The sequence below is a fragment of the Erwinia sp. Eh17-17 genome (assembly GCF_039675725.1).
In the GTDB taxonomy this organism is placed as follows: Bacteria; Pseudomonadota; Gammaproteobacteria; order Enterobacterales; family Enterobacteriaceae; genus Erwinia.
Map to the genome: position 1 here is coordinate 21,670 of NZ_JBDFQT010000001.1, position 22,048 is coordinate 43,717.

Consider the following 22,048-nt stretch of genomic DNA (forward strand, 5'->3'; position numbering starts at 1 on the left):
ATAAATTTTAGCGAGGAAGTAAGTCATGGCGGGTAACACCATTGGACAAGTATTTCGGGTCACAACATTTGGCGAATCGCACGGCATCGCCCTCGGCTGCATCGTAGATGGTGTGCCACCGGGCATTCCGCTGACTGAAGCTGATTTACAGCACGATCTCGATCGCCGCCGCCCCGGCACTTCCCGCTATACCACTCAGCGCCGCGAACCGGACCAGGTGAAAATTCTGTCCGGCGTATTCGAAGGGAAAACCACCGGGACCAGTATCGGTCTGCTGATCGAAAATACCGATCAGCGTTCCCAGGATTACGGCACAATCAAAGATCTCTACCGTCCCGGCCATGCGGACTACACCTACGACCAGAAATACGGCTTCCGCGATTACCGCGGCGGCGGGCGCTCTTCGGCGCGTGAAACGGCGATGCGCGTAGCGGCCGGTGCGATTGCGAAAAAATATCTTCAGATGAAACACGGCATCATCGTACGTGGTTATCTGGCGCAGATTGGTGACGTAGCCTGTGAGCTGAAAGACTGGGATCAGGTCGAACAGAACCCCTTCTTCTGCCCGGATCCTGACAAAATCGAGGCGCTGGATGAACTGATGCGCGCCCTGAAAAAAGAGGGCGATTCCATCGGTGCTAAAGTGACGGTGATGGCTGAAAATGTCCCGGCTGGCCTCGGTGAGCCGGTGTTTGACCGCCTTGATGCCGACCTGGCGCATGCGCTGATGAGCATTAATGCCGTGAAAGGCATTGAGATTGGCGACGGCTTTGCCGTGGTCAGCCAGCGCGGCAGCGAACATCGTGATGAAATCCGCGCCAGCGGTTTCCAGAGCAACCATGCCGGCGGTATTCTCGGCGGCATCAGCAGCGGCCAGAGTATTACTGCTCACCTGGCAATGAAACCGACTTCAAGCATTACCGTGCCGGGGAAAACCCTGACCCGCAGCGGTGAGGAAGTCGAGATGATCACTAAAGGTCGCCACGATCCGTGTGTGGGGATCCGCGCCGTGCCGATCGCCGAAGCGATGATGGCCATTGTGCTGATGGATCACCTGCTGCGCCACCGGGCGCAAAACGCCGATGTTGAAACTACTTACCCACGCTGGTAACCCATGAAAAAGACGCTGACAGCGCTGTGCGCGCTGCTGATCGCCACGATGAGCCATGCGGCCACGCCGTGGCAGACTATTCACCAGCCGATAAGCGGTGCGCCGCAGTCGATTGGGGCCTTTTCTAACGGCTGCATTATTGGCGCGCAGCCGCTGCCGCTGGAGGCATCCGGTTATCAGGTGATGCGCACCGATCAGCGTCGCTTTTTTGGTCACCCGGATCTGATCGCGTTTATCCAGCGTCTCAGCACCCAGACCCATCAGCTGGGGCTGGGCGAAGTGCTGGTTGGCGATATGGGCATGGCGGCAGGGGGGCGCTTCAGCAGCGGTCACGCCAGCCATCAGTCTGGTCTGGACGTTGATATCTGGCTTCAGTTACCGAAACAACGCTGGTCACAGCAGATGCTGCTGAAGCCTCAGCCGCTCGACCTGGTCGCCGCCGATGGTAAAAACGTGGTGGCGCGCCACTGGCAGCCAGAAATTGACAGCCTGATCAAGCTGGCGGCGAAGGATGACGACGTGACGCGCATTTTCGTTAACCCGGCGATTAAAAAGCAGCTGTGCGCAGATGCCGGTGCCGATCGTGACTGGTTACGCAAGGTGCGGCCGTGGTTCCAGCATCGGGCACATATGCACGTGCGCCTGCGCTGCCCGGCAGGGAGCCTGGAGTGCCAGGATCAGCCCGTCCCCCCGGCGGGTGACGGCTGTGGTGCGGAGCTGCAAAGCTGGTTTGCCCCGCCGAAGCCCGGCAGCACACCGCCGGTTAAGCGTGAGCCGCCGCCGTTACCGCCATCCTGCCAGGCCCTGCTGGATAAACATCTACTGTAAGGCGTTAACATAAATGGAATGGATTAACGTTGCTCCCTGGCTGCTCGGCGTCCTGTTTCTGGTGGCGTTACTGGCGGGTTTTATCGACGCTATTGCGGGGGGCGGAGGGTTACTGACGGTGCCTGCGCTGCTGGCGGCGGGGCTTTCCCCGGCGCAGGCGCTGGCGACTAATAAGCTGCAGTCGGTGGGCGGCTCTTTTTCTGCCAGCCTCTACTTTATTCGCCGCAAAGCAGTGGATTTACGCGAACAAAAGCTGAATATTGCGCTGACCTTTCTCGGCTCCATCAGCGGGGCGCTGCTGGTTCAGCACGTCAAGGGCGATATTCTGCGTCAGCTGTTACCGCTGCTGGTGATCGCTATCGGCCTCTATTTTTTGCTGATGCCAAAGATTGGCGAAGACGATCGCCAGCGTCGCCTGCATGGCCTGCCTTTTGCGCTGGTGGCGGGGGGATGTGTCGGCTTCTATGACGGGTTCTTCGGTCCGGGCGCGGGGTCATTTTATGCGCTGGCGTTCGTGACGCTGTGTGGTTATAACCTGGCGAAGTCTACCGCCCATGCCAAAGTGTTAAATTTCACCTCTAACCTCGGCGGCCTGCTGCTGTTTATGCTCGGAGGGAAAGTGGTGTGGCTGGTCGGGCTGGTGATGCTGGCAGGTCAGGTGTGCGGTGCCCGCCTCGGGGCGCGCATGGTACTGACCAAAGGACAGAAACTGATCCGTCCGATGATCGTGATTGTTTCTGCGGTGATGAGTGCCAAACTGCTCTACGACAGCCACGGTGCGGAAATCGCCGCGTGGTTGCATCAGTTGTAGCGTTTAGCGCCGGGCTGGCCGAAAATCAGGGTCAGCCCGTGCGTGCGTTAACCTCTCTTCACATCAATCCAGCGACGCTGTTCCATTGAATCCTCTATCGCCTGCAATATCCGCTGATTCTCCCAGCCGAAAGAGAAGTTAGGGTAACAGTCTTCATCGCTGCAGATCCCCTGCACCAGATCGTGGACTTCCAGCACTTTGACATCAAAGTAACCCAGCCCGCCGCCGCCAAAATCAAAGCCAAAGAACGCCGAATAGGACGGGATCTGGCTACCGGCATACAGCGTCTTAAAGCCCCGATCGCGCTTGTCATCATTAAATCGAAATACCTGAAGCTCGTTAAAGCGCTCGCCATCCATGTACAGCGTGCCCTCAGTGCCGGAAACCTCCCAGTAAACGCCGAAAATGCGTCCGGCGGCAATGCGTGACGACTCAATCACCCCGGCAGCACCGCTGTTAAAGCTCACCAGACACTGCATCTGGTCGTCATTTTCCACCGCACGGCGTTCTGCATTGGCTTCTACCTTGCTGGCATAGCCGCTGTCAACGCCGGGAACCGGACGGGTTTTCAGATACGTCTGTCCGCTGGCGCACACCTCAGACACCTCGCCCATCAGATACTGCGCCACAGACAGGGTGTGGGCACCGAGATCGCCCAGTGAACCTGAACCTGCCAGCTCTTTTGAACAGCGCCATGACCACGGCAGCTCAGGATCGTTGTAAAACCCCTGGTCGAAGGTACCGCGAAAACGCACCGGCGTGCCGATTTCACCGCGCGCGATCAGCTGTCTGGCCAGCTGTGCCGCCGGGGTTTTGATGTTGTTAAACGCCACCATAGTTTTGACGCCGGCCCGCTGCGCCGCTTCAGCCATTTCACGTGCCTGAGGTTCTGTCACCGCCAGCGGTTTCTCGCAGTATACGTGCTTCCCGGCGGCTATTGCCTCCAGCGCCATCTGGTGGTGCAGATGGTTGGGTGAAGTGATATCAATCACGTCAATATTCGGATCCTGCAACATCTCGCGCCAGTCGCCAAAGGCATGCAGTGCGCCGAAGCGCTGTGCTGCCTGCTGTGCCAGAAGCTGATTCTGGTCGGCAATGGCGTACAGTACCGGCGTTTTTGGCAAGTTGGGGTAGAGCAGGGCCGCACGGCGAATGGCGTCAGCGTGGGCCTGGCCCATAAAACCGGAGCCGATCAGACCAATATTCAGAGTGTCAGACATAGGGTTCCCTTACAGCGAAAAAAGGTGGTTAACATGGTTAAACGCGCGGGTGACCGTCGGCACCGGCGGAGCGTTAAGCGGGTCCTGTTCCGCTTCTACAATTAGCCAGCCGCGGTAGCCGCTGCGGCTGACGTAGTCCACCACCGGCTGATAATCGATGCAGCCATCGCCCGGCACGGTAAACATCCCGCCACGCACACCCTGATTGAAACTTTCATCCTGGTGGTACACCTGATCCAGCCGTGCGCGGCGAATATCTTTCAGGTGAATGTGGCAGATGCGGCTGCCAAACTGCTGTATCAGCGCCCGGAGATCGGCGCCTGCTGCCACGGCGTGCCCGGTGTCCAGCAACATGCCAACGCTGTCGCTGGTGGCCGCAAAGAAACGCTCGATCTCATCCTGCCGTTCGACCAGCATCATCAGATGGTGGTGGTAGGCCAGGGTCAGCCCATATTCCTGATGGAGTGCGCTGGCAAACTGACTCATGCGGCGGGCATAAGCATCGAAATCTATCGCGCTGAGTTTGGGTGAATGAGAAATCCCGATATCCAGCGGCGTCTCGCCCGGCATAGCGCCACACTCGCCGTACACCATCACGGAACAGCCCAGTGCCTGCAGCAGGCGAGCGTGGCCGGCGACGTTTTGCAGCTCCTGCTGCACGCTGATGTCAGCCAGCGTGCCGGAGAACCAGCCTGACGCCAGCGACAGCCCGGTTTCCTGTAACAGCGGGTTTAATGCCGCCGGTTCGCGCGGAAACTTACGGCCCAGCTCAATGCCCTGATAGCCGACGGCGGCGGCTTGCTGCATACACTGCAACGCGCTGACGTCATCCCCCAGGTCCTCCAGGACATCATTGGTCCAGGCCAGCGGACTGACGCCGAGGCGCACGTTGGCATTTGCCATGGTTTTCTCCTGTCTGAAATCAAAGTTTGATCCGGGTCGCAGATTTGCTCTCTGTCAGCTGTTTGCGGTTGTATTAATCGCTATCAGGCTGAAGAGTGGAAAGAAGATAGCCCGTTCAGGGTAGGGGGGTACATGACCAGAGTTGTGAAAAAAATGTCTGAAATCACACTAACGGTACCGGTGGTTGAGGGGTATTTTGGGCTGTCACGCTATGGAGCAGGGGAGATTTACGGGCCGCGAATTCAGCGCGGTATTCAGTTTATGGCGCTGTTGAGCGGCAGCGTCACGATTGAGACGGAGCAGCGTTCCCTGCTGTTACTACCCGGAATGCTGGCGCTGCTGCTGCCGGGGCAGCGCGAGCTGTTTCGTTTTGACCCGCTACAGCCGAGTGAACATATCTGGTGCCAGCTGGATTTTGCTGCACTGCCGGCGGATTTTAACCTTGAACTGATGCAGCTGCCGCCGGTGATAACGTTTGATCACCAGGCTGAGCAGCTGATGGAGCTGGGCATCAGCTTAACCTCCCAGCCTGAAGGCGCCGCGCGTGCGCTGATCTCGCTGGCCGAAACCCTGCTTTATTATTACACCTCGCGCAGTGGTCAGCCGCGCAGTGGAGAGCGGCAACCTATGCCGAAGGGGGTACGTGAGGCCTGCCGTTTTATTGCCATGCGCTATCAGCATCCGCTGGTGCTGGAGGACATCGCCGCGCGCGCCCACTGTTCGGTCAATCATCTGATCGCGCTTTTTCGTCGTCATCTGCGCCAGACGCCCGCCCGCTACCTGCGCGATGTGCGTCTGCGTCATGCGGAGAGGCTGCTGACACACAGCCGTCTGCCGGTCGCGCTGATTGCCGAACAGTGCGGATTTGTTTCACCGTTCCATTTTTCCCGCCTGTTCAAAGAACAGTACGGACTTGCGCCGCTGGCTTTTCGCCAGCAGGCGCTGGCGTTAATCACGGCCGAAGACGAGGGCTTGTAGTTGTTGAACGGGCATCGGTTTACCGATGTAGTAGCCCTGCAGGCTGTCGCAGTGTAACTGGCTGAGCTGCTCCATTTGCTGCCGGGTTTCCACGCCTTCGGCAGTGACATTCAGCGAGTAGGCTTTGCCCAGACCAATCATATTCTCAACGATTTGCAGCGCCATCCGCGACTGATTCATCGGTAAAATGAACGATTTATCCAGCTTAATGCCGTCAAACGGGAAGGCTCTCAGGTAGCTGAGTGAGGCAAAGCCGGTGCCAAAATCATCGATAAGGAACTTCACGCCCAGCGCTTTGATCTGCTCCATCGCCATCTGCGTTTTTACCGGATCCTGCAACGTGACATTTTCAGTCACTTCAATTTCCAGGCGTGAGCTGTGCAGGCCGGTACTTTCCAGAGCATTCTTGACTCTGTTGTACAGGCCAGGATCCTGGAATTCTGCGGCAGAGAGATTAACGGATACCGACATCCCCTGCAGCTGAGACTGAGCGTCGTGGCAGGCGGTGTGCAGCACCCAGTCACTGAGCGCATTGATCAGGCCGGTCTCTTCTGCCAGCGGGATAAACTGGTCGGGCATCAGCAGCCCGTGGCGCGGATGTTGCCATCTCACCAGCGCCTCTGCGGCGGTAATTGTACCTGAATGGGTATCATAGCGCGGCTGATAAACCATCCGCAGCTCACCGTCGCGGATCCCTTCTCTCAGCTCCTGCTCCATTTCCCGGCGCTGGACAATTTTTTCGCCCATATCGCGCTGGAAGAAGGCCCACTGATTGCGCCCTTCATTTTTCGCTTTATACAGCGCGATATCAGCATAGCGCAGCAGATCGCTGGCGGTTTGCGCATCCTGAGGCGCAAGCGCAATCCCCAGGCTGGCCCCGATAAAGACCTCACTTTCCCCGCTAAGGAATGGCTGGCTGATGTCCAGAACTATCTGGCGGCAGAGCGCTTCGATATGCGCCTGGCTCTGCACGTCAGGCAGAATAATAATAAACTCGTCACCGCCGTGACGGGTCACCAGACCGCTCTCTTTCAGGCACGCTTTCAGCCTTGATGACACCTCATGCAATACCCTGTCACCGGCGGCATGTCCGTAGATATCGTTGACGGGTTTAAATTTGTCCAGGTCCACCATGATAATCGCCAGCTGACGCTCCGGCGTCGGCCCGGCGTTGAGTTTGCCTTCGAGGAACTCTTTCATCTGTACGCGGTTAGGCAGTCCGGTTAAATCATCGAAGTGGGATAAATAGCGCACGCGTTCCTGAGCTTCGACTTCCTGGGTGACATCGGTTGCGGTGCCGCGAAAACCCGTTTTATTACCGGCAAGCCAGACGCGCTTAACGATCATATTGCAATAGCGCTGATGGTTCTGGGCCGAGAGATAGCGACTGTTCGGCAGGCTGAGCCTGCCGCCAGACAGGCTCAGGGAGGAGAGCTGCTCCACGGCATGGGGCTCTTCCAGCAGGAAGGCGGCCACCGGGCGGCCAATCCAGTCAGAGATGCGGTATCCGGTTATCACCGGGAAACGCTCTGAAATCCAGGTGAAGTGTAAATTTTCATCGGCTTCCCAGATCCAGTCAGTGGTGGTTTCCGCTACGTCTCTGAAGCGACATTCGCTGCTGTACAGCGCCTGCTGACTCTGGGCGAGCAGGAAGTGACTTTCATCGCTAAGGCGTGCCTTGCGCAGGGCATTCTTCATCAGCATCAGTGTCATCAGCAGTGTGGCAAACATCAGTAATACCAGTGCCGGTAATATACCAATGACCAGCGCCTGACCCGGATTATCACTCTGCCATTCGACGGTAATGTTGTCTTCCTGCGCTGACAGTCGGGTCATGTTGGTGCGCATTTTGTCATCGTCTGCCGTGGGATGCACAATACGCGCGCCATGAATGCCGTATTCAAGGGCCATGTTCGCCAGTTTCTCAGGCGTGAGCTGGTCAGCAAAGATCATGATTGAGTGCGGCCCGTCGTCGGAAACCACGCTGGAGTCACCACCGGGGGTGATCCAGGCCGCGCTGAGGATCGTGGCCTGCCCGTTAATCACTACCAGGCTGGAAATGGCTTTGCCTTTAGAGACCGCAAGCTGTTGTTTAAGCCAGGGAACCGGGTCTTTACCCAGCCATGTCTCAATCAGCTCTAACCGGAGCTGGCCGTTGAGCACGCTGTAGCGCGTCTGGCCGTCCGGGGACACGACGAAAATACCTTCGTAGTGAAAGGTCTGATAAAGGGACTCACCGAAGTTCTGGTTATCCCACGCCCAGACGGGGTTAACAGTCAGATGCAGATTTTCGTAGGCCTCACCCCATTCGGCATTATCCGATAAATGTGACTGCATGAGCTCCTGACGGTTTTTAAACGCTTTCCCTATCAGCAACTCACTATGATGATCTTCATGGGAATTTTGTCTGTCAGCAATATAGAAAAGTGCCGCAATAGCGCAAAGAAATAATATTCCCAGCAACAGCAGCATGACGATCATCGGCTGTTTAACCAGGCCGCCCATCTCTCTGTTAATAATGATTCTTGTTTGATCTTTTTTTTGTTTCATTAATATTTGCCTGGAGGAATGAGAGTGCTAACCGGGGTTCAGGGCATCCCGGTCACTTATTTTTTAATTCCCTGATGCTAAGCAGGCGGTAAGTCGTTTCCTCACGGTCGGTCAATTTATCTCATCAGATTATTCAATGAGATACTGTGAGAGGGGTCATGGCTGAAGCGTCGTGTTAAAAATTTTTCATTAATGGAAGTTAAATTTTTGCTGTGCTTAATTTTAAAATTCCAGAAGAGATTATCGGCCGTTCAGGCGATAACTTTATACGCCTGCTGTTCATTTCTCCGCCGGTGAGTAAACCATTCTGAGGTAAATTTTATTCACTATTCAAATGCGCGGCATTTTCACCTCTCGGCTCTTTGACGCCATCTCTGACCAGGGTCGCCGAGGCATTCGGCGTGACAAAATGATGAATAGTTCTCGAATCCTGGCGGACAAAATGTCAAAATTGCGCGTTTTTTACTTTGACGACAAACAGCTATGAGCCAGCAACACCACTATCAGGACCTGATCGACATCTTCGATCGCTGCTTTATGGATGATTTTCAGACCCGCCTGATTAAAGGCGACGACGAACCGATCTATCTTCCTGCTGACGACACGTCACCGTGGAACCGGGTGGTGTTTGCCCACGGTTTCTATGCCAGCGGAATGCATGAAATTTCCCACTGGTGTATTGCCGGTGCCGAACGCCGCAAGCAGGTGGATTTTGGCTACTGGTACTGCCCGGACGGGCGTGATGCGGAAACCCAGGGACAGTTTGAATCGGTTGAGATAAAACCGCAGGCGCTGGAGTGGCTGTTTAGTGTTGCGGCAGGCTTTCCGTTCAATGTAAGTTGTGACAATCTTGAAGGCGATTGTGAACCGGATCGCATAGCGTTTCAGCGGAAGGTGCATGCACAGGTGATGGCATATCTGGAGCAGGGCATACCCGCCCGTCCGGCAAGGCTGATTGCAGAACTACGCTCGTTTTACTCCACTCCACCGCTGACGGCAGCACATTTTCCCTGGCCGGAAGACCTGTGCTGAACGGGGAGCAAATAGTTTACAGAGGATTTTATGATCGATGAATTTGAGGCGCGTATTCTGGGCCTGATTGACGACATGGTAGAACACGCCAGTGATGACGAGCTGTTTGCCGGGGGATATCTGCGTGGCCACCTGACGCTGGCCGTAGCGGAAATCGAACAGGCCGGCGTACATACTCAGGAAGCGCTACAGGTTCAGGTTCAGCACAGCCTGGATAAAGCCATCACCGCCGGTGAACTCTCCCCGCGTGACCAGGTGCTGGTGATGGGCATGTGGGACAAACTGTTCCAGCAGGCGCAGTCAGCGCCGTGAAACCTGGCCGGGCAGAAAACGTTTCTGTCCTGTTCTCAGGCACCGTTTTTTACCCGCACAATATCCGCCATGATCGCCAGCGCAATTTCCGCTGGCGTTTTGCTGCCCAGCGCCAGGCCGACCGGTGCGCTGATGCGTCCCAGCTGCTGCGCCGTCAGATCGCCTGTTGCGGCCAGACGCCTCCGCCTGTTTTCGCTGTTGCGCCGTGAACCGAGAGCCCCGATGTAAAAGGCCGGGGTGCGGCAGGCCTCCATCAGGGTCAGGTCGTCAATGCGAGCATCGTGCGTCAGGCTCAGCACCGCCGTGTGCGCCTGACAGCCGTGCAGCTCAAGGTAACGTGCGGGAAAACGACGCACCAGCTCCACGCCGTCATTGAGCACCGGACGGGCGGCAAACTCGGTGAGATAGTTTTCGCGGTGCTCGCACACCAGAATATGAAACCCAAGCATGCGCGCGAAGTGAATACAGTAATCCGCTACCGGAGATAATCCGGCAATCAGCAATGAGATGGCCGGCCCCAGGGTCAGGCGCAGGCTGCCTGCCTGCTGCGTGACCTGCCGCTGAGATGGCCCGGTTTCGCTGGCGCTTAACCGGGCGGGTTGCCCCGGAGTGACCTGTTTTTCCAGCGTCAGTTCGCCGCGCAGTGCCCGCAGCATCTCCCGCAGGTAGTCTTCAGTGAGCGCTGAAGGGGATAAATATTCAATCAGCACTTCCAGACTGCCGCCGCAGGGCAGGGCCACATCAGGTGCCAGGCCACCCGCGCCGTAACGCACCTGCTGGCTGGGCTGGCGGTAGTCACCGTTTGCCAGACGCCGCAAAAAATCCTGTTCAACACAGCCGCCGGAAAGCGAACCACACACGTCACCCACCTCACTGACCGCCAGCAGTGCACCGGGCGCACGCGGTGCCGACCCCCACGTCTGCACCACGGTACACAGCCAGACGTGATGCTGTTTTCCCAGCCAGCCGAGTGCGCTTTCCACTACCGTAATATCCAGAGAACTTAACGTCATTGGTCCGGCCCCCAGTCGTCCGGGACATCCACATCACGCACGCAGCCGGGGTCGTTCACCTGTAACAGGAGCGGTGGCGCGCCTTCCAGAATGCAACGCGCCCCAGGCTGGCCTTTCAGGTCCAGTAAGGCTTCGCGTACGTCAGCACTGAATCCTACCGGGTGCCCCGGCCGCTGCTGCCACAGCGGACGGACAATATCGGCAAAGTTCAACGCCTGGCACACCCGCCTGACGGTACTGAGCTGCAGCCAGGGCATATCGGCCAGCATGACCAGCCAGCCAGCCCAGTCGGGCTGCGCCGCTACCCCTGCGGCAATTGAGTCACCCAGACAGCGGCTTTGCAGCAGCGTTACTCCACAGCGGTAACGGTGGGCCATCTCGATCAGCGGCAGGTCCTCAGGGCGCAGTATCACGTTGACCCGTTTGTTGCAGGCAGCCGTTGCCAGTTGCAGCGTGTTCGCCAGCAGTGGCAGATTGCCACACACCGGATGTCGCACCAGCAATTTATGCTGCCCGTCCCGCTCACGATAGCGGCTGCTGGAACCCGCCGCCATCACTAACACCCCGACGTTCATTTATCTACCCTGCCTCGTGGCTCTGCTGACGCATGTCTGCCACTTTATGTTCCAGATTGCCCCAGGGGCGTTGTCTGGCCAGCTCGGTACGCAGCCAGTTCAGCAGCGTGGCGATCTGCCGATCGTTAAGCTGATGCCGGAACCCCGGCATGCTTCCCAGGTCCGGGTTCGCTGGGTGGGTAATGCCATCCAGCACGATACGGATCAGATTGTCAGGCGTGTCGCTATACAGGTTGCTGTTGAGCACCAGCGACGGACGTACGCCCACCATCCGGGGGCCTTTCTGACTGGAGTGACAGGCCATGCAGGATCCGGAGAACTGCCGTGCGCCTGCCGACCCCAGATTCAGGGACTGCTGCTCAGCATCGCTCTCCAACGCAGCGGGCTGCGTGGGGGCAGGGTGCTGAAAGCTGACCAGCCAATGGGCCAGCGCTTTGAGATCCCTGTCCGACTGCCGTGACAGCCCTACGCTAATCACCGGCCCCATCGGACCTGCCGCCACGCCGTGTTCAGGAGAGTAGCCGGTGCGGAAATAGCGCTTTAGCTGTGCTTCATTCCAGCTGACGGGGGCTGGAGAAAGCGCGTTGAGTGCAGGCGCGGTCCAGCCTTCAGCGATGCCGCCTGCCAGCGCATCATTTCCCTCTTTTTCCGCAGCGGCCAGGTTGCGCGGGGAGTGGCAGGCACCACAGTGGCCGAGCCCTTCGGCCAGATAGGCCCCCCGGTTCCACATTGCGTCATGCTCCGGGTCCGGTTCGCGTTCCCCCGGATGCAGGAACATCCAGTTCCAGGCGGCCAGTCCCAGGCGAATATTGAAGGGAAAGGTCATCCGGGTTTGCGGCACCTGATAGCTGACGGCGGGCTGACTCATCAGGAACGCGTAAAGATCCTGCAGGTCTTCATTGCTGGAGTGCGTAAACGCCGTATAGGGAAAGGCCGGATAGAGATAATTGCCCCGGCGATCGATACCGTAGCGCATGGCGCGCAGAAAGGCCGGATACGACCAGCTGCCAATACCGTTGACGGCGTCCGGAGTGATATTGCTGGTATAAATGGTGCCAAAGGGGGTTTTCATCGCCAGCCCCCCGCTGTTCGGCACGCCACCCGACCGCGTGTGGCACGCGCTGCAGTCGCCCAGTGCCGCCAGCGTTTTTCCCCTGGCGATACTGTCAGCCGAAAATTGCGTAGCGGCAGGGGGGACAATCGGGGCAATTTCCGGCTGCAGGCAGAGCAGCCCGACCGTGACCGCTACGGCTAGCACGATGGCGCCTGACAGGCCCAGCCATTGATTTCTGCGGGTCATACTTTACCTCCCTGTAAAGCACGTAGTACTCGTTCCGGTGTGAAAGGCGGTGCGCGGAACCGCAGACCGGTGGCATCAAACAGCGCATTGGCAATGGCGGCGGCTCCCGGAACAGAGGCCGACTCGCCAGCGCCCATCGCGGGCTCATCCGGATAGTCCAGCAGCGCGATTTCAACGTCTGGCAGTTCATCAAAGCGTAACAGCGGATAGCTACCCCATTCGAGTGAGGTCGTGCCACTGGCATCAAAAGTGACAAACTCTTTCAGCACCCGGCTGGCACACTGAATGATATTGCCGTGTACCTGATGGCGAACGCCGTCGGGATTGACCATCTGGCCGCAGTCATGGCAGACGAAGATTTTATCCAGGCGGATCTCACCGGTCTTACGGTTAACGCGTAAATCACACACCCAGGCCGCCCAGGCCGCACCAAATCCGGGGAACTGGCTGTGGATATAGCGTGCCCAGGCAAAGCCACGGCCGTGCAGCCAGTCTCCTTCCTGCCGGGGGTGATGATGTGACGGGCCTTTCTTCCACTGCGACATGTTTTTCAGATGATTAATCATGGTAATAGCGCGCGGATCGTCCAGATAATCCATGCGCATATCGACAGGATCACGGCCGGCATGCCAGGCGATTTCATCCATCCAGCTTTCATGAGCAAAAACATTGGGCAGGGCAGAGACGCCGCGCATCCAGGAGGCGCGAACCAGTGGAGCGGCATCTTCACAGATGGTGCGGATATGCGGGAAGCGGTACAGAGGAATCGCAGTGCGATCGCCCATTGACTGCACCACCGGCTTATTCGCGACTTTGCGCGTCAGGATAAGTGGCAGGGTGGTGGCATTGTTGGAGGGATAGCAGGTGCGCAGTTCGTAGCAGGAGATGTTCATCAGGCGGTCCAGCCCACCGCTAACACGAATTAGCTGACCGCTGCCTTTCGGTTCCCAGGCGGCTTCCTGTTCGCGCATCAGCTGGACGCGAACCGGCCTGCCGGTCGCCTGCGACAGCAGTGCCGCGTCTGCCGCGACATCATCTGCGCAGTTACGCCCGTAACAGCCTGACGCTTCCATACGCTTCACATCGACCACGGCGGCGTTGAGATCCAGCAGCAGCGCGATATCTTTGCGCAGATCGTGTGGGTTTTGCGTCCCCGACCAGATTGTTGCCTGCCCGTCACGCACGTCGGCCAGGGCACAGGAGGGGCCGATGGAGGCGTGCAGTTGGTAAGGCCAGACGTAATCGGCATCAACGGCAACATGCCGTTTTTTCAGCGCGATGTCGGTGCCACGATCGTCGCGCAGTACGCGCGGTGTTTTTTCGCAGCTGGCCAGCGTGTCATGCAGCTGGTCCAGACCCAGAGCGGGTAATCCTGACCAGGGTTTCCAGCTGACCTTCAGGGCATACATGGCGGCAATCGCCTGTTCTTCACGCCCGGCGACAACACCGACAAAGTCATTGACCACCACCACTTTGACAATACCGGGAAGGTGGGCAATGGAACTTTTATCCACCGCTACCAGGCTGTAACCCAGCGGAGCGCTACTGTCGGCACCGCCATAAGGAGGGCGTATCACGCGCCCGTGAAGCATGTCCGGTACGCGCATGTCATGAACCCAGGTCAGTTCACCGCTGACTTTGGCGGGAATATCCACTCGCGCTATCGATTTTCCGACATAGCGGCGCGCGGCATTCAGCGTAACGGCAGTGTTCAGTGGCAAATGGGTATCTTTATCCTGTGCCAGCTGACCGTAGCTCAGACGCCGCTCAGGGTGCTGACGGTCAATCACCCAGCCTGCATCCGTATCCAGCTGACTGACGGGCACATTCATAACCCTGGCGGCCAGCTGCACCAGCAGCTGGCGCAGCTGGCTGGCGGCCTGACGTAAAGGTACCGCCGTCACCTGTAAGGTGGCGCTGGCGATGGTCGGCCCCTGGTCCGGCGTTAACGCGGTATCGCCCAGAATCATGGTAATCGCACTGAAGGGCACATCAAGGGCATCGGCAACATATTGTGCCAGCGCGGTTCGTACACCGGTGCCGAGGTCAACATGGCCGTTAAAGGCGGTCACCTTGCCATCGGCGGCCAGCGCAATAAAACTGTCCAGGCAGTCGGCCGGGCGGCCACTGGCGGGAGCGGGTCGGGCCAGTGAAACTCCGGGGAGCAGGGTGCTGACGCTGATAAAGCCCCCGGCCTGCAACAGGCGGCGGCGTGTCAGATTAAACAGCTTCATGATTGCGGACCCCCGGCGATAATTTCGCGCGCTTTCTGAGCCGCACGTAATATCTCCAGATGAGTGCCACAGCGACACAGATTGAACGCCAGTTCATCTTTGATCTGTTGTTCGGTAGCCTGCGGAGCGCGCCTGAACAGCGCGACCAGCGTCATGATCATGCCGTTGGTGCAGTAACCGCACTGCGCCGCCTGTTCGTCGATAAAGCCCTGCTGGACCGGGTGGAGCTGGCCGCCTTGTGCCAGTCCTTCAAGGGTGGTGACCTGTTTACCTGCCACGGCGTGAGCCGGGACGCTACAGGAGCGCGCGGCGACACCGTCAATATGAATGGTGCAGGCACCACATTCACCAACGCCGCAGCCATATTTGGGACCATTTAACTGAAAGTCGTTACGTAAGATATAAAGAATTGAGGTATCTGAATGCGCATCGTCGATTGTGACGCGCTGGCCGTTAAGCATAAATTCCATAGCAAATCATCCATTGAATGCCGTCCTTTCCGTATGTCGTCTGTTGGGACAGAGACAAAAATGCCCCTGAAGCGTTCAGGGGCACAATTGAAATATTATGCTATTTAGTGCCTTTTGGTAACGTTATTCAGCGGAATAAGCATTTTTCAACAAAGATAATACTTACTTCAGTGCTTTTCCTTTTAGCAGCTTACGCACCCAGAAGCGGTTTGGGCTGGTGGCAGCCAGGGTGTCACGGTCGAGGGGGATCGGTTCGCCGCAAAGCTGTGCCGCCAGCACTTCTGCCGCCAGCGGCCCGCTGCACAGTCCCCGCGATCCAAGGGCGCCGAGAACAAATAATCCTGCATGTACCGGCGCGGTAACGGCGTGTTCCTGCTGCGCCAGCGTTTCATACTGTTGCAGGGTGGCATCGTAGTCCGGCAGTGCCCCCATCATTGGCAGATGATCGCGCGTGGCGGCGCGCACGCCGCAGCGCGCTTCCCCGCCACTGACATCAATATCCTGCGGCCATCCGGCATCCGGCAGGCAGCGGATCAGCCGTTCCCGGTTTTCCTGCTGGTCATCGCCACGGTACTCCGTGGCGGTTTCGCCCCGGTGATAGCTGGCGCCGATGCAGTGCTGGTGGAACTGCGGGCTGACCGGGGTCAGGTAGCCGTCGTAGCACAACACCTGTTTAAGCGCGGACAGGGCCTCAGTGGTCGGTACGTGGCTGACCTGACCGGCGACCGCATAGACTGGCAGCTTCTCGCTCTGACTGAATGCCGTCAGGCGATGCCCGGTCGCCAGCACCAGATTCTGGTGCGTACAGTCAGTCTGGGTGCTGAAACTCAGCTGCCAGCCTGCCTGATGGGGGGTCAGCTGAGTGATTTCATGCTGCCAGCGCAGGGTCGCCCCCTGCTGCTCCGCCAGCTGCCACAGGCCGGCAGTCAGTTCAGCAGGTGAGAGCCAGCCGCCCAGTGGATAGGTAATGCCACCGCAGCCGGTTGTGACGCCACACAGCGCTTCAGCCTCTGCACTATCCACGCCTGCGGCCAGCGTCGGCGGCAGCGCCATCTGCAGCATTTTGTTGATTTTATCCGCACTCTTTTCATCCCAGGCCAGCTGCGTCACACCACACCAGTCGTGCTCAAAGGGCAGGGTGAGTCGATCGTAGACGCGTCGGGCGAAGGTAAAAGCAGCGGGGAAAAACTGCGCCAGCGCGGGATCGTGGTGATTAAGAAGCGGGTAAAGTGCCCCCTGACGATTACCGGAGGCCCCCTGCGCTGGCTGCGCATCGGCGCAATAGAGGGTGACCTGCTTGCCGCGCCGCAGCAGCGCCAGTGCCAGCAGCGCGCTGGCAATACCACCGCCTGCCAGCGCAATATCCTCACCCTCAGCGGCCGGACGTGCATACCACGGGGCTTTTGCCGGTGCCGTGACCGCAGCGGGCAGGTGGCCCGTCAGCATCTCGCGCTTTTCCCCGAAGCCTTTGCGTTTGCTGACCATAAATCCGGCCTGTTGCAGCCCGCGCCGGACAAAGCCGGCGGCGGTAAAGGTTGCCAGCGTGGCGCCAGGGCGGGCCAGGCGGGCCATGCAGTCAAACAGTTCTGGCGTCCACATATCCGGATTTTTCGCCGGGGCGAAACCATCGAGGAACCAGGCATCAACCTGCTGGTTCAGCGTGTCATCAAAAGTATGGATAAGCTGATTAATATCGCCAAACCACAGGTCGAGCGTAATCCGCCCGCCGTCCAGCAGCAGGCGATGGCAGCCCGGCAGGGCCAGTGGCCACTGTTCACGCAGCTGGCTGGCATACGCGGCCAGCTGAGGCCAGCTGGCATGAGCGGCTTCAAGATCGCTGGCGGATAACGGAAACTTCTCACAGCTTATAAAATGCAGGCGTTGTAATGTCGCATCCGGGGCGCTGGCTGTGAAGGCATCAAACGCCTGCCACAGCGTCAGAAAGTTAAGGCCGGTACCGAATCCGGTTTCAGCCACAATAAACAGATCGCGCGGGTGGGTGATAAAGCGTTCGGGAAGATGATTGCCGCCAAGAAAGACGTAACCGGTCTCTTTAAGACCATTCTGGTTCGAGAAGTAGACGTCATCAAATACTCGGGATACAGGTGTACCCTGATCGTTCCAGCTTAGCTCTGCGTACTCTATTGGTGCGGTTTTCACGGCAAAGGCTCGTTGCTCAGGCAGTGGCGCAATTTTAACGATGTGCTTGACCCTACGCAAATTTACACAAGGAATATGCTGATCGGACTTGTTCGGCGTACAACTGTACGCTAGAGTGCCACTCGAATCCTAATTAGAAGTGAAAGAGGTATTGAATGAAACGTGCTGTGATTACTGGCCTAGGGATCGTTTCCAGTATTGGTAATAACCAAGAGGAAGTTCTGGCATCATTACGTGAAGGTCGCTCTGGTATTACCTTCTCGCAGGAACTGAAAGATTCCGGTATGCGTAGTCACGTCTGGGGTAACGTTAAGTTAACGAAAGACGATATTTCAGCCCGTATCGACCGCAAAATGCTGCGTTTCATGAGCGATGCGTCAATTTATGCTTTCCTTTCAATGCAGGATGCGGTGAAAGATGCTGGCCTGACCGATGAGCAATACCAGAACAACCCACGCGTGGGCCTGGTTGCCGGTTCTGGCGGTGGTTCACCGTTCTATCAGGCTGCCAGCGTTGACGGCATGCGTGCCAAAGGTCTGCGCGGCGTTGGCCCTTATATGGTTACCAAAGCGATGGCATCCGGCGTGTCTGCCTGCCTGGCGACACCGTTTAAAATTCACGGCGTGAACTACTCCATCAGTTCAGCCTGTGCGACATCTGCACACTGCATCGGTAACGCGGTTGAGCAGATCCAGCTGGGCAAACAGGATATCGTGTTTGCTGGCGGCGGCGAAGAGCTGTGCTGGGAAATGTCCTGTGAGTTCGACGCGATGGGCGCACTGTCCACCAAATACAACGAAACCCCGGAAAAAGCCTCCCGTACCTATGACACCAGCCGTGACGGCTTCGTCATCGCAGGCGGCGGCGGCATGGTAGTGGTTGAAGAACTGGAACACGCCCTGGCGCGTGGCGCCCATATCTACGCAGAGATCGTCGGCTACGGCGCGACCTCTGACGGCGCGGATATGGTGGCGCCATCAGGTGAAGGCGCAATGCGCTGCATGCGTATGGCAATGGAAGGCGTGGATACGCCTATCGATTACCTGAACACCCACGGTACGTCAACGCCAGTCGGCGATGTGAAAGAGCTGGGCGCTATCCGTGCTGTTTTCCCGGACAAAACTCCGGCCATGTCGGCAACAAAAGCGATGACGGGTCACTCACTCGGTGCCGCTGGCGTGCAGGAAGCGATCTATTCCCTGCTGATGCTGGAGCACGGCTTTGTTGCGCCAAGCATCAACATTGACGAGCTGGACCCGGCAGCAGAAGGCCTGGATATCGTGACCACGCCAACTGAACGTAAGCTGACCACCGTGATGTCTAACAGCTTCGGCTTCGGCGGCACCAACGCCACGCTGGTCATGCGCAAGCTGGCATAATTTGCCATCGCGCAGTGCTGCAAAGGGGCGACATCTGTCGCCCCTTTGTTTTGTGCGCTATTCCTGCCTCAGCGCCAGCGGACGCTGCCGTTTCGGCATGGCGGCCACCACCCGATCGTAAGACTCTTCGACCAGCTGCTTCACTAATCCTTCCGTTATCTGTTCACCCGCGTAAAGTGAAATCCAGTGGCGTTTATTCATGTGATAGCCGGCGTGAATGCTGTCGTAGATCGCCCGGTGCAGCTCGCCTTCTTCCGGGCGACACTTGAGGTTCACAATCGGTTCACCGCGCACCTGCGACATCAAGACAAACATTTTTCCGCGCACTTTAAACACTTCATACTCCGGACCAAACGGATAACAAAGCTCTGCTTCAGGTTGCTCCTGCGCGACTTTTCTGGCGATATTCTGTATCTGCTGTCCGTCCACTGTCACTCTCCTTAAGGATATTTCTATATCCCGCAGGCTAGCACAAAGGGGGCGTTTACTTCACCGGCGGCGGTGAATTCTTCGTCTGTTCTGAGGTTTCCGGCGTGTGGTAATAGTGCCAGGTATCAAACGGCAGCATCAGCGTATCCGCCACGACAGAAACCGGGAGATCGAGCCAGCACCAGAAGCAGTCATGCAGCATGTTGAAGTCGAGCTGCGTCCCCGCGTAGAAAGAGTTTTTAGGGTTTTCGCCGACGGTGTGGCTGGTGATAGTGGCACAGCCGCTAAGCAGTAGCATGGCGAGAGTGAGGCGTGTTTTCCTTAACATGATGGTTGTCCCTGCAGATTAAAATCTTTGACAGGGTAAGGGAAAGGACGAGAGAGGGGCGGATGTTAAGTGCGGGATGAGAGAAAAGGCCCGGGCGATTTTTAATCAATCCGGAGCCTGTTCGAGGCGTAGCAGCATCAGGTTTGCGTGACGGCGCTAAGCATCCTTGCTACTCCTCGCGCAGCACTTTCCCGACATTTCCTCCAGGGTGGACCGCCAGCAGCGTCTCTTTGCTGTAACCGCTGCGGGTCATCAGCACGGCGACCATCGCATCGAATACGGCCAGTACGCTGATAATCGAGGTTGTCGCCAGCATATTCAGCGGGTCGATCTCCTGTGATTTCGGCATCAACAGCGGCAGATCGGCGGCGCCAGCAATAGCCGACTCCGCGTTCTCGGTCACGCTTACCAGGGTGCAGCCTCTGGCTTTCACCGTCGGCAGCAGCCGCGTCAGCTCATCGGAGTTACCGCCGCGCGACAGCATAATGAGCACGTCGCCGTCGCGCAGAAAACCGATATCGCCGTGGGCAGCATCGGCGGCGCTTAACCAGATGGCGGGGTGTTCAATGCAGGCCAGCATGTGGGCGATTTTACGCGCCGCAATGCCGGAGGTGCCGATGCCGGTCACGGCAATTTTACCGCGACAGGTGGCCAGGGCATTCAGCACCCCCAGCCACTGCTGACGGTCAAGCTGCGTTTCCAGCGCGGCCAGCGCCTGGCGGTAGGTGTCCCAGCCTGCGCTGGCCTGTTGCCAGCTCTGTTCCGGCGTCATCAGGCCTCCTGCATCATCTGCTGATATTTCATGTGGTCGTGATACAGCTCGCGGAACACGCGGTACTTACGATCGTAATAGCGTTTAATCTCGTTGGTCTGCGGCGTCACGGTTTTCCCGATGCGGCTCATCGCGTTCATGGCTTCCGGCAGCGAGTCATAAACCCCTGCCGCCACGGTGCCCATCATCGCGCTACCCAGCAGCATCGACTCGCTCTCCTCGGCCAGCAGCATGGTGCAGCCTGAGGCGTTAGCGTGTTCCTGTACGAAGACAGGATTTTTAGTGCCGCCGCCGCTGGCCATAATCGTGTCGATGCTGTAGCCGGTCTGATTCATCGTTTCAATAATATGCCGGGTGCCCAGGGCAATCGCCTGAATGGTCGCCAGGTAATGCAGGGCCATATCTTCCGGGGTGCGCGACAGCGTCAGCCCGGTCAGGATCCCGGTCAGATTCGGATTGGCGCGCGGAGACCGGTTGCCGTGGAAGTAAGGCAGCATATGGATATCACGCGTCAGAAAGGCGATTTTATCCGCTTCACCTGCCATAGTACGTAGCAGGTCGTTCAGCACTTCGTAAATGGTTTTACCCTGGCTTTTCCCCTGATCGCGCAGCTGGATATAGCAGGGGTGTGACTGGATCACATGATCGATCAGCGCCCCGGTGGCCGACTGGCCGCCCTCGTTCAGCCAGAAGTCGGGCAGTACCGCCGAATAGTATGGCCCCCACACACCTTTAATAAAGCGCGGCTCGCGTGAGATAGCCATATGCCCGGTCGAAGTGCCGCCAATGAGCGCAATGCGGCGGTCAAAGTCGGCCAGTTCGCCGGAAGGCCCGGCGGCACCCAGCGTTCCCAGGCTCCCGGCATGGGCATCAATAATTGAAGCGCTGACCGGTGTGCCGGGTAGCAGGCCCAGCTCGCTGGCGGCGCGCTGAGTCAGTCCGCGCCCCAGCGGTTGACCCATGCTTTTTACATCGCTGCCAATTTTTGCCGCGTCGTGCTCCAGCAGATCCTCAAGTCCGATCTGGTTAAAGTAGCTGGCATCCCAGCCGTCCTGATGCGCCAGCCAGGTCCACTTACACACCAGCGAGCAGACGGATCGGGTGACATCGCCGGTGGCACGCCAGGTCAGAAAGTCGGGCAGGTCAAACAGGTGACCGACGTTCTGCCAGCTGGACGGCATATGCTGTTTCAGCCACAGCAGTTTGGGCGTCTGCATCTCCGGGGAGATCACCCCGCCTACGTAGTCCAGCACCGGGTGTTTTAAGGCGTTGATGCGTTCCGCCTGCACAATCGCGCGGTGATCCATCCACACAATAATATTCTGCTCGCTGCGTCCGGACGGGCTGACCGTCAGCGGCTGGCCTTCTTTATCCAGCACCACCAGCGAGCAGGTGGCATCAAATCCCAGGCCTTTTATCTGCACCGGATTGATATTGGTCTGATTAATCGCATCACGTACCGCCTGGCATACCGCCTGCCAGATATTGTCAGAGGACTGCTCGACAAAATTGGCCTGCGGGCGAAACAGTGCGATCTCACGGCTCGCCTGGCCCATCATGCGCCCGGTTACATCAAAAATGCCTGCGCGTGCGCTGCCGGTTCCCACATCCACACCAATGTAATAGCTCGCCATTTTTATCCT

20 protein-coding genes are annotated in these 22,048 nt (G+C 58.0%); 7 read left to right on the plus strand and 13 right to left on the minus strand.

Annotated features, from left to right (window positions below; all coding sequences use genetic code 11):
• The first annotated feature begins 25 nt into the window (after positions 1-25).
• The 3 genes from aroC to ABEH87_RS00130 are packed head-to-tail and all read left to right on the plus strand — an operon-like array spanning position 26 to position 2,750.
• Positions 26-1,111, plus strand: a complete 1,086-nt coding sequence (gene aroC / locus ABEH87_RS00120; RefSeq protein WP_346572787.1) for a chorismate synthase — start codon at positions 26-28, stop codon at positions 1,109-1,111.
• Between the two features lie 3 nt (positions 1,112-1,114).
• Complete coding sequence (gene mepA / locus ABEH87_RS00125; RefSeq protein ID WP_346572788.1) at positions 1,115-1,939, plus strand: penicillin-insensitive murein endopeptidase; 825 nt, start codon at positions 1,115-1,117, stop codon at positions 1,937-1,939.
• Between the two features lie 13 nt (positions 1,940-1,952).
• Positions 1,953-2,750 carry a sulfite exporter TauE/SafE family protein gene (locus tag ABEH87_RS00130; protein ID WP_346572790.1) on the plus strand — a complete coding sequence of 266 codons (798 nt, stop codon included), beginning with the start codon at positions 1,953-1,955 and terminating at the stop codon, positions 2,748-2,750.
• A gap of 47 nt (positions 2,751-2,797) precedes the next feature.
• Here ABEH87_RS00130 and ABEH87_RS00135 read toward each other — a convergent pair whose 3' ends face one another.
• Positions 2,798-3,970: a Gfo/Idh/MocA family oxidoreductase gene (locus tag ABEH87_RS00135; RefSeq protein ID WP_346572792.1), complete on the minus strand. Its 1,173-nt coding sequence runs from the start codon at positions 3,968-3,970 to the stop codon at positions 2,798-2,800.
• Positions 3,971-3,979: 9 nt separating this feature from the next.
• Positions 3,980-4,873 carry a myo-inosose-2 dehydratase gene (iolE, locus tag ABEH87_RS00140; RefSeq protein ID WP_346572794.1) on the minus strand — a complete coding sequence of 298 codons (894 nt, stop codon included), beginning with the start codon at positions 4,871-4,873 and terminating at the stop codon, positions 3,980-3,982.
• 132 nt (positions 4,874-5,005) lie between these two features.
• On the opposite strand from iolE, the gene ABEH87_RS00145 reads away from it, so the two are divergent.
• Positions 5,006-5,851, plus strand: a complete 846-nt coding sequence (locus ABEH87_RS00145) for an AraC family transcriptional regulator (RefSeq protein ID WP_346572796.1) — start codon at positions 5,006-5,008, stop codon at positions 5,849-5,851.
• On the opposite strand, the gene ABEH87_RS00150 is transcribed toward ABEH87_RS00145, so the two are convergent.
• Complete coding sequence (locus ABEH87_RS00150; RefSeq protein ID WP_346572797.1) at positions 5,822-8,401, minus strand: EAL domain-containing protein; 2,580 nt, start codon at positions 8,399-8,401, stop codon at positions 5,822-5,824. The two genes, ABEH87_RS00145 and ABEH87_RS00150, sit on opposite strands and share 30 nt — an antisense overlap.
• A gap of 483 nt (positions 8,402-8,884) precedes the next feature.
• Between ABEH87_RS00150 and ABEH87_RS00155 the strand changes: the two genes are divergently transcribed.
• Complete coding sequence (locus ABEH87_RS00155) at positions 8,885-9,433, plus strand: elongation factor P hydroxylase (RefSeq protein WP_346572799.1); 549 nt, start codon at positions 8,885-8,887, stop codon at positions 9,431-9,433.
• A gap of 30 nt (positions 9,434-9,463) precedes the next feature.
• Positions 9,464-9,745, plus strand: a complete 282-nt coding sequence (locus tag ABEH87_RS00160) for a YfcL family protein (protein ID WP_346572801.1) — start codon at positions 9,464-9,466, stop codon at positions 9,743-9,745.
• A gap of 35 nt (positions 9,746-9,780) precedes the next feature.
• Here the strand turns inward: ABEH87_RS00160 and ABEH87_RS00165 are convergent, their stop codons facing one another.
• The 6 genes from ABEH87_RS00165 to mnmC form a co-directional block, all read right to left on the minus strand.
• A complete protein-coding gene (locus ABEH87_RS00165) occupies positions 9,781-10,758 on the minus strand; it encodes an XdhC family protein (RefSeq protein WP_346572802.1) in 978 nt (325 codons plus the stop codon).
• Complete coding sequence (locus tag ABEH87_RS00170; RefSeq protein ID WP_346572804.1) at positions 10,755-11,333, minus strand: nucleotidyltransferase family protein; 579 nt, start codon at positions 11,331-11,333, stop codon at positions 10,755-10,757. Before ABEH87_RS00170 ends, ABEH87_RS00165 begins: the two co-directional genes overlap by 4 nt.
• Positions 11,334-11,337: 4 nt before the next feature.
• Positions 11,338-12,633 carry a cytochrome c gene (locus ABEH87_RS00175; protein WP_346572806.1) on the minus strand — a complete coding sequence of 432 codons (1,296 nt, stop codon included), beginning with the start codon at positions 12,631-12,633 and terminating at the stop codon, positions 11,338-11,340.
• Positions 12,630-14,867 (minus strand): molybdopterin cofactor-binding domain-containing protein, encoded by a 2,238-nt coding sequence (locus ABEH87_RS00180; RefSeq protein WP_346572808.1) that lies wholly within the window; start codon positions 14,865-14,867, stop codon positions 12,630-12,632. The genes ABEH87_RS00175 and ABEH87_RS00180 overlap by 4 nt, the downstream gene beginning before the upstream one ends.
• A complete protein-coding gene (locus tag ABEH87_RS00185; RefSeq protein ID WP_346572810.1) occupies positions 14,864-15,337 on the minus strand; it encodes a (2Fe-2S)-binding protein in 474 nt (157 codons plus the stop codon). Before ABEH87_RS00185 ends, ABEH87_RS00180 begins: the two co-directional genes overlap by 4 nt.
• A 162-nt stretch (positions 15,338-15,499) precedes the next feature.
• On the minus strand, positions 15,500-17,497 hold the full coding sequence (gene mnmC / locus ABEH87_RS00190; protein WP_346572811.1) for a bifunctional tRNA (5-methylaminomethyl-2-thiouridine)(34)-methyltransferase MnmD/FAD-dependent 5-carboxymethylaminomethyl-2-thiouridine(34) oxidoreductase MnmC: 1,998 nt from the start codon (positions 17,495-17,497) through the stop codon (positions 15,500-15,502).
• Between the two features lie 155 nt (positions 17,498-17,652).
• Between mnmC and fabB the strand changes: the two genes are divergently transcribed.
• Positions 17,653-18,876 carry a beta-ketoacyl-ACP synthase I gene (gene fabB, locus ABEH87_RS00195; RefSeq protein WP_346572813.1) on the plus strand — a complete coding sequence of 408 codons (1,224 nt, stop codon included), beginning with the start codon at positions 17,653-17,655 and terminating at the stop codon, positions 18,874-18,876.
• Positions 18,877-18,933: 57 nt separating this feature from the next.
• Here the strand turns inward: fabB and ABEH87_RS00200 are convergent, their stop codons facing one another.
• From ABEH87_RS00200 to ABEH87_RS00215, 4 genes are all read right to left on the minus strand, one after another.
• Positions 18,934-19,305 carry an MmcQ/YjbR family DNA-binding protein gene (locus ABEH87_RS00200; RefSeq protein ID WP_346572815.1) on the minus strand — a complete coding sequence of 124 codons (372 nt, stop codon included), beginning with the start codon at positions 19,303-19,305 and terminating at the stop codon, positions 18,934-18,936.
• Positions 19,306-19,360: 55 nt separating this feature from the next.
• The gene (locus ABEH87_RS00205) at positions 19,361-19,633 is read right to left on the minus strand and encodes a YceK/YidQ family lipoprotein (protein WP_346572817.1); all 273 of its coding nucleotides are present in this window, start codon (positions 19,631-19,633) and stop codon (positions 19,361-19,363) included.
• A gap of 169 nt (positions 19,634-19,802) precedes the next feature.
• Positions 19,803-20,405, minus strand: a complete 603-nt coding sequence (locus tag ABEH87_RS00210) for an SIS domain-containing protein (RefSeq protein ID WP_346572819.1) — start codon at positions 20,403-20,405, stop codon at positions 19,803-19,805.
• On the minus strand, positions 20,405-22,039 hold the full coding sequence (locus ABEH87_RS00215) for an FGGY-family carbohydrate kinase (protein WP_346572821.1): 1,635 nt from the start codon (positions 22,037-22,039) through the stop codon (positions 20,405-20,407). The genes ABEH87_RS00210 and ABEH87_RS00215 overlap by 1 nt, the downstream gene beginning before the upstream one ends.
• Positions 22,040-22,048 lie beyond the last annotated feature (9 nt).

Bases quoted from the DNA above. Each gene is read 5' to 3' on its own strand.
- aroC (WP_346572787.1), top strand. From the start codon at position 26: ATGGCGGGTAACACCATTGGACAAGTATTTCGGGTCACAACATTTGGC.
- mepA (WP_346572788.1), top strand. From the start codon at position 1,115: ATGAAAAAGACGCTGACAGCGCTGTGCGCGCTGCTGATCGCCACGATG.
- ABEH87_RS00130 (WP_346572790.1), top strand. From the start codon at position 1,953: ATGGAATGGATTAACGTTGCTCCCTGGCTGCTCGGCGTCCTGTTTCTG.
- ABEH87_RS00135 (WP_346572792.1), bottom strand. From the start codon at position 3,970: ATGTCTGACACTCTGAATATTGGTCTGATCGGCTCCGGTTTTATGGGC.
- iolE (WP_346572794.1), bottom strand. From the start codon at position 4,873: ATGGCAAATGCCAACGTGCGCCTCGGCGTCAGTCCGCTGGCCTGGACC.
- ABEH87_RS00145 (WP_346572796.1), top strand. From the start codon at position 5,006: ATGACCAGAGTTGTGAAAAAAATGTCTGAAATCACACTAACGGTACCG.
- ABEH87_RS00150 (WP_346572797.1), bottom strand. From the start codon at position 8,401: ATGAAACAAAAAAAAGATCAAACAAGAATCATTATTAACAGAGAGATG.
- ABEH87_RS00155 (WP_346572799.1), top strand. From the start codon at position 8,885: ATGAGCCAGCAACACCACTATCAGGACCTGATCGACATCTTCGATCGC.
- ABEH87_RS00160 (WP_346572801.1), top strand. From the start codon at position 9,464: ATGATCGATGAATTTGAGGCGCGTATTCTGGGCCTGATTGACGACATG.
- ABEH87_RS00165 (WP_346572802.1), bottom strand. From the start codon at position 10,758: ATGACGTTAAGTTCTCTGGATATTACGGTAGTGGAAAGCGCACTCGGC.
- ABEH87_RS00170 (WP_346572804.1), bottom strand. From the start codon at position 11,333: ATGAACGTCGGGGTGTTAGTGATGGCGGCGGGTTCCAGCAGCCGCTAT.
- ABEH87_RS00175 (WP_346572806.1), bottom strand. From the start codon at position 12,633: ATGACCCGCAGAAATCAATGGCTGGGCCTGTCAGGCGCCATCGTGCTA.
- ABEH87_RS00180 (WP_346572808.1), bottom strand. From the start codon at position 14,867: ATGAAGCTGTTTAATCTGACACGCCGCCGCCTGTTGCAGGCCGGGGGC.
- ABEH87_RS00185 (WP_346572810.1), bottom strand. From the start codon at position 15,337: ATGGAATTTATGCTTAACGGCCAGCGCGTCACAATCGACGATGCGCAT.
- fabB (WP_346572813.1), top strand. From the start codon at position 17,653: ATGAAACGTGCTGTGATTACTGGCCTAGGGATCGTTTCCAGTATTGGT.
- ABEH87_RS00205 (WP_346572817.1), bottom strand. From the start codon at position 19,633: ATGTTAAGGAAAACACGCCTCACTCTCGCCATGCTACTGCTTAGCGGC.
- ABEH87_RS00210 (WP_346572819.1), bottom strand. From the start codon at position 20,405: ATGACGCCGGAACAGAGCTGGCAACAGGCCAGCGCAGGCTGGGACACC.
- ABEH87_RS00215 (WP_346572821.1), bottom strand. From the start codon at position 22,039: ATGGCGAGCTATTACATTGGTGTGGATGTGGGAACCGGCAGCGCACGC.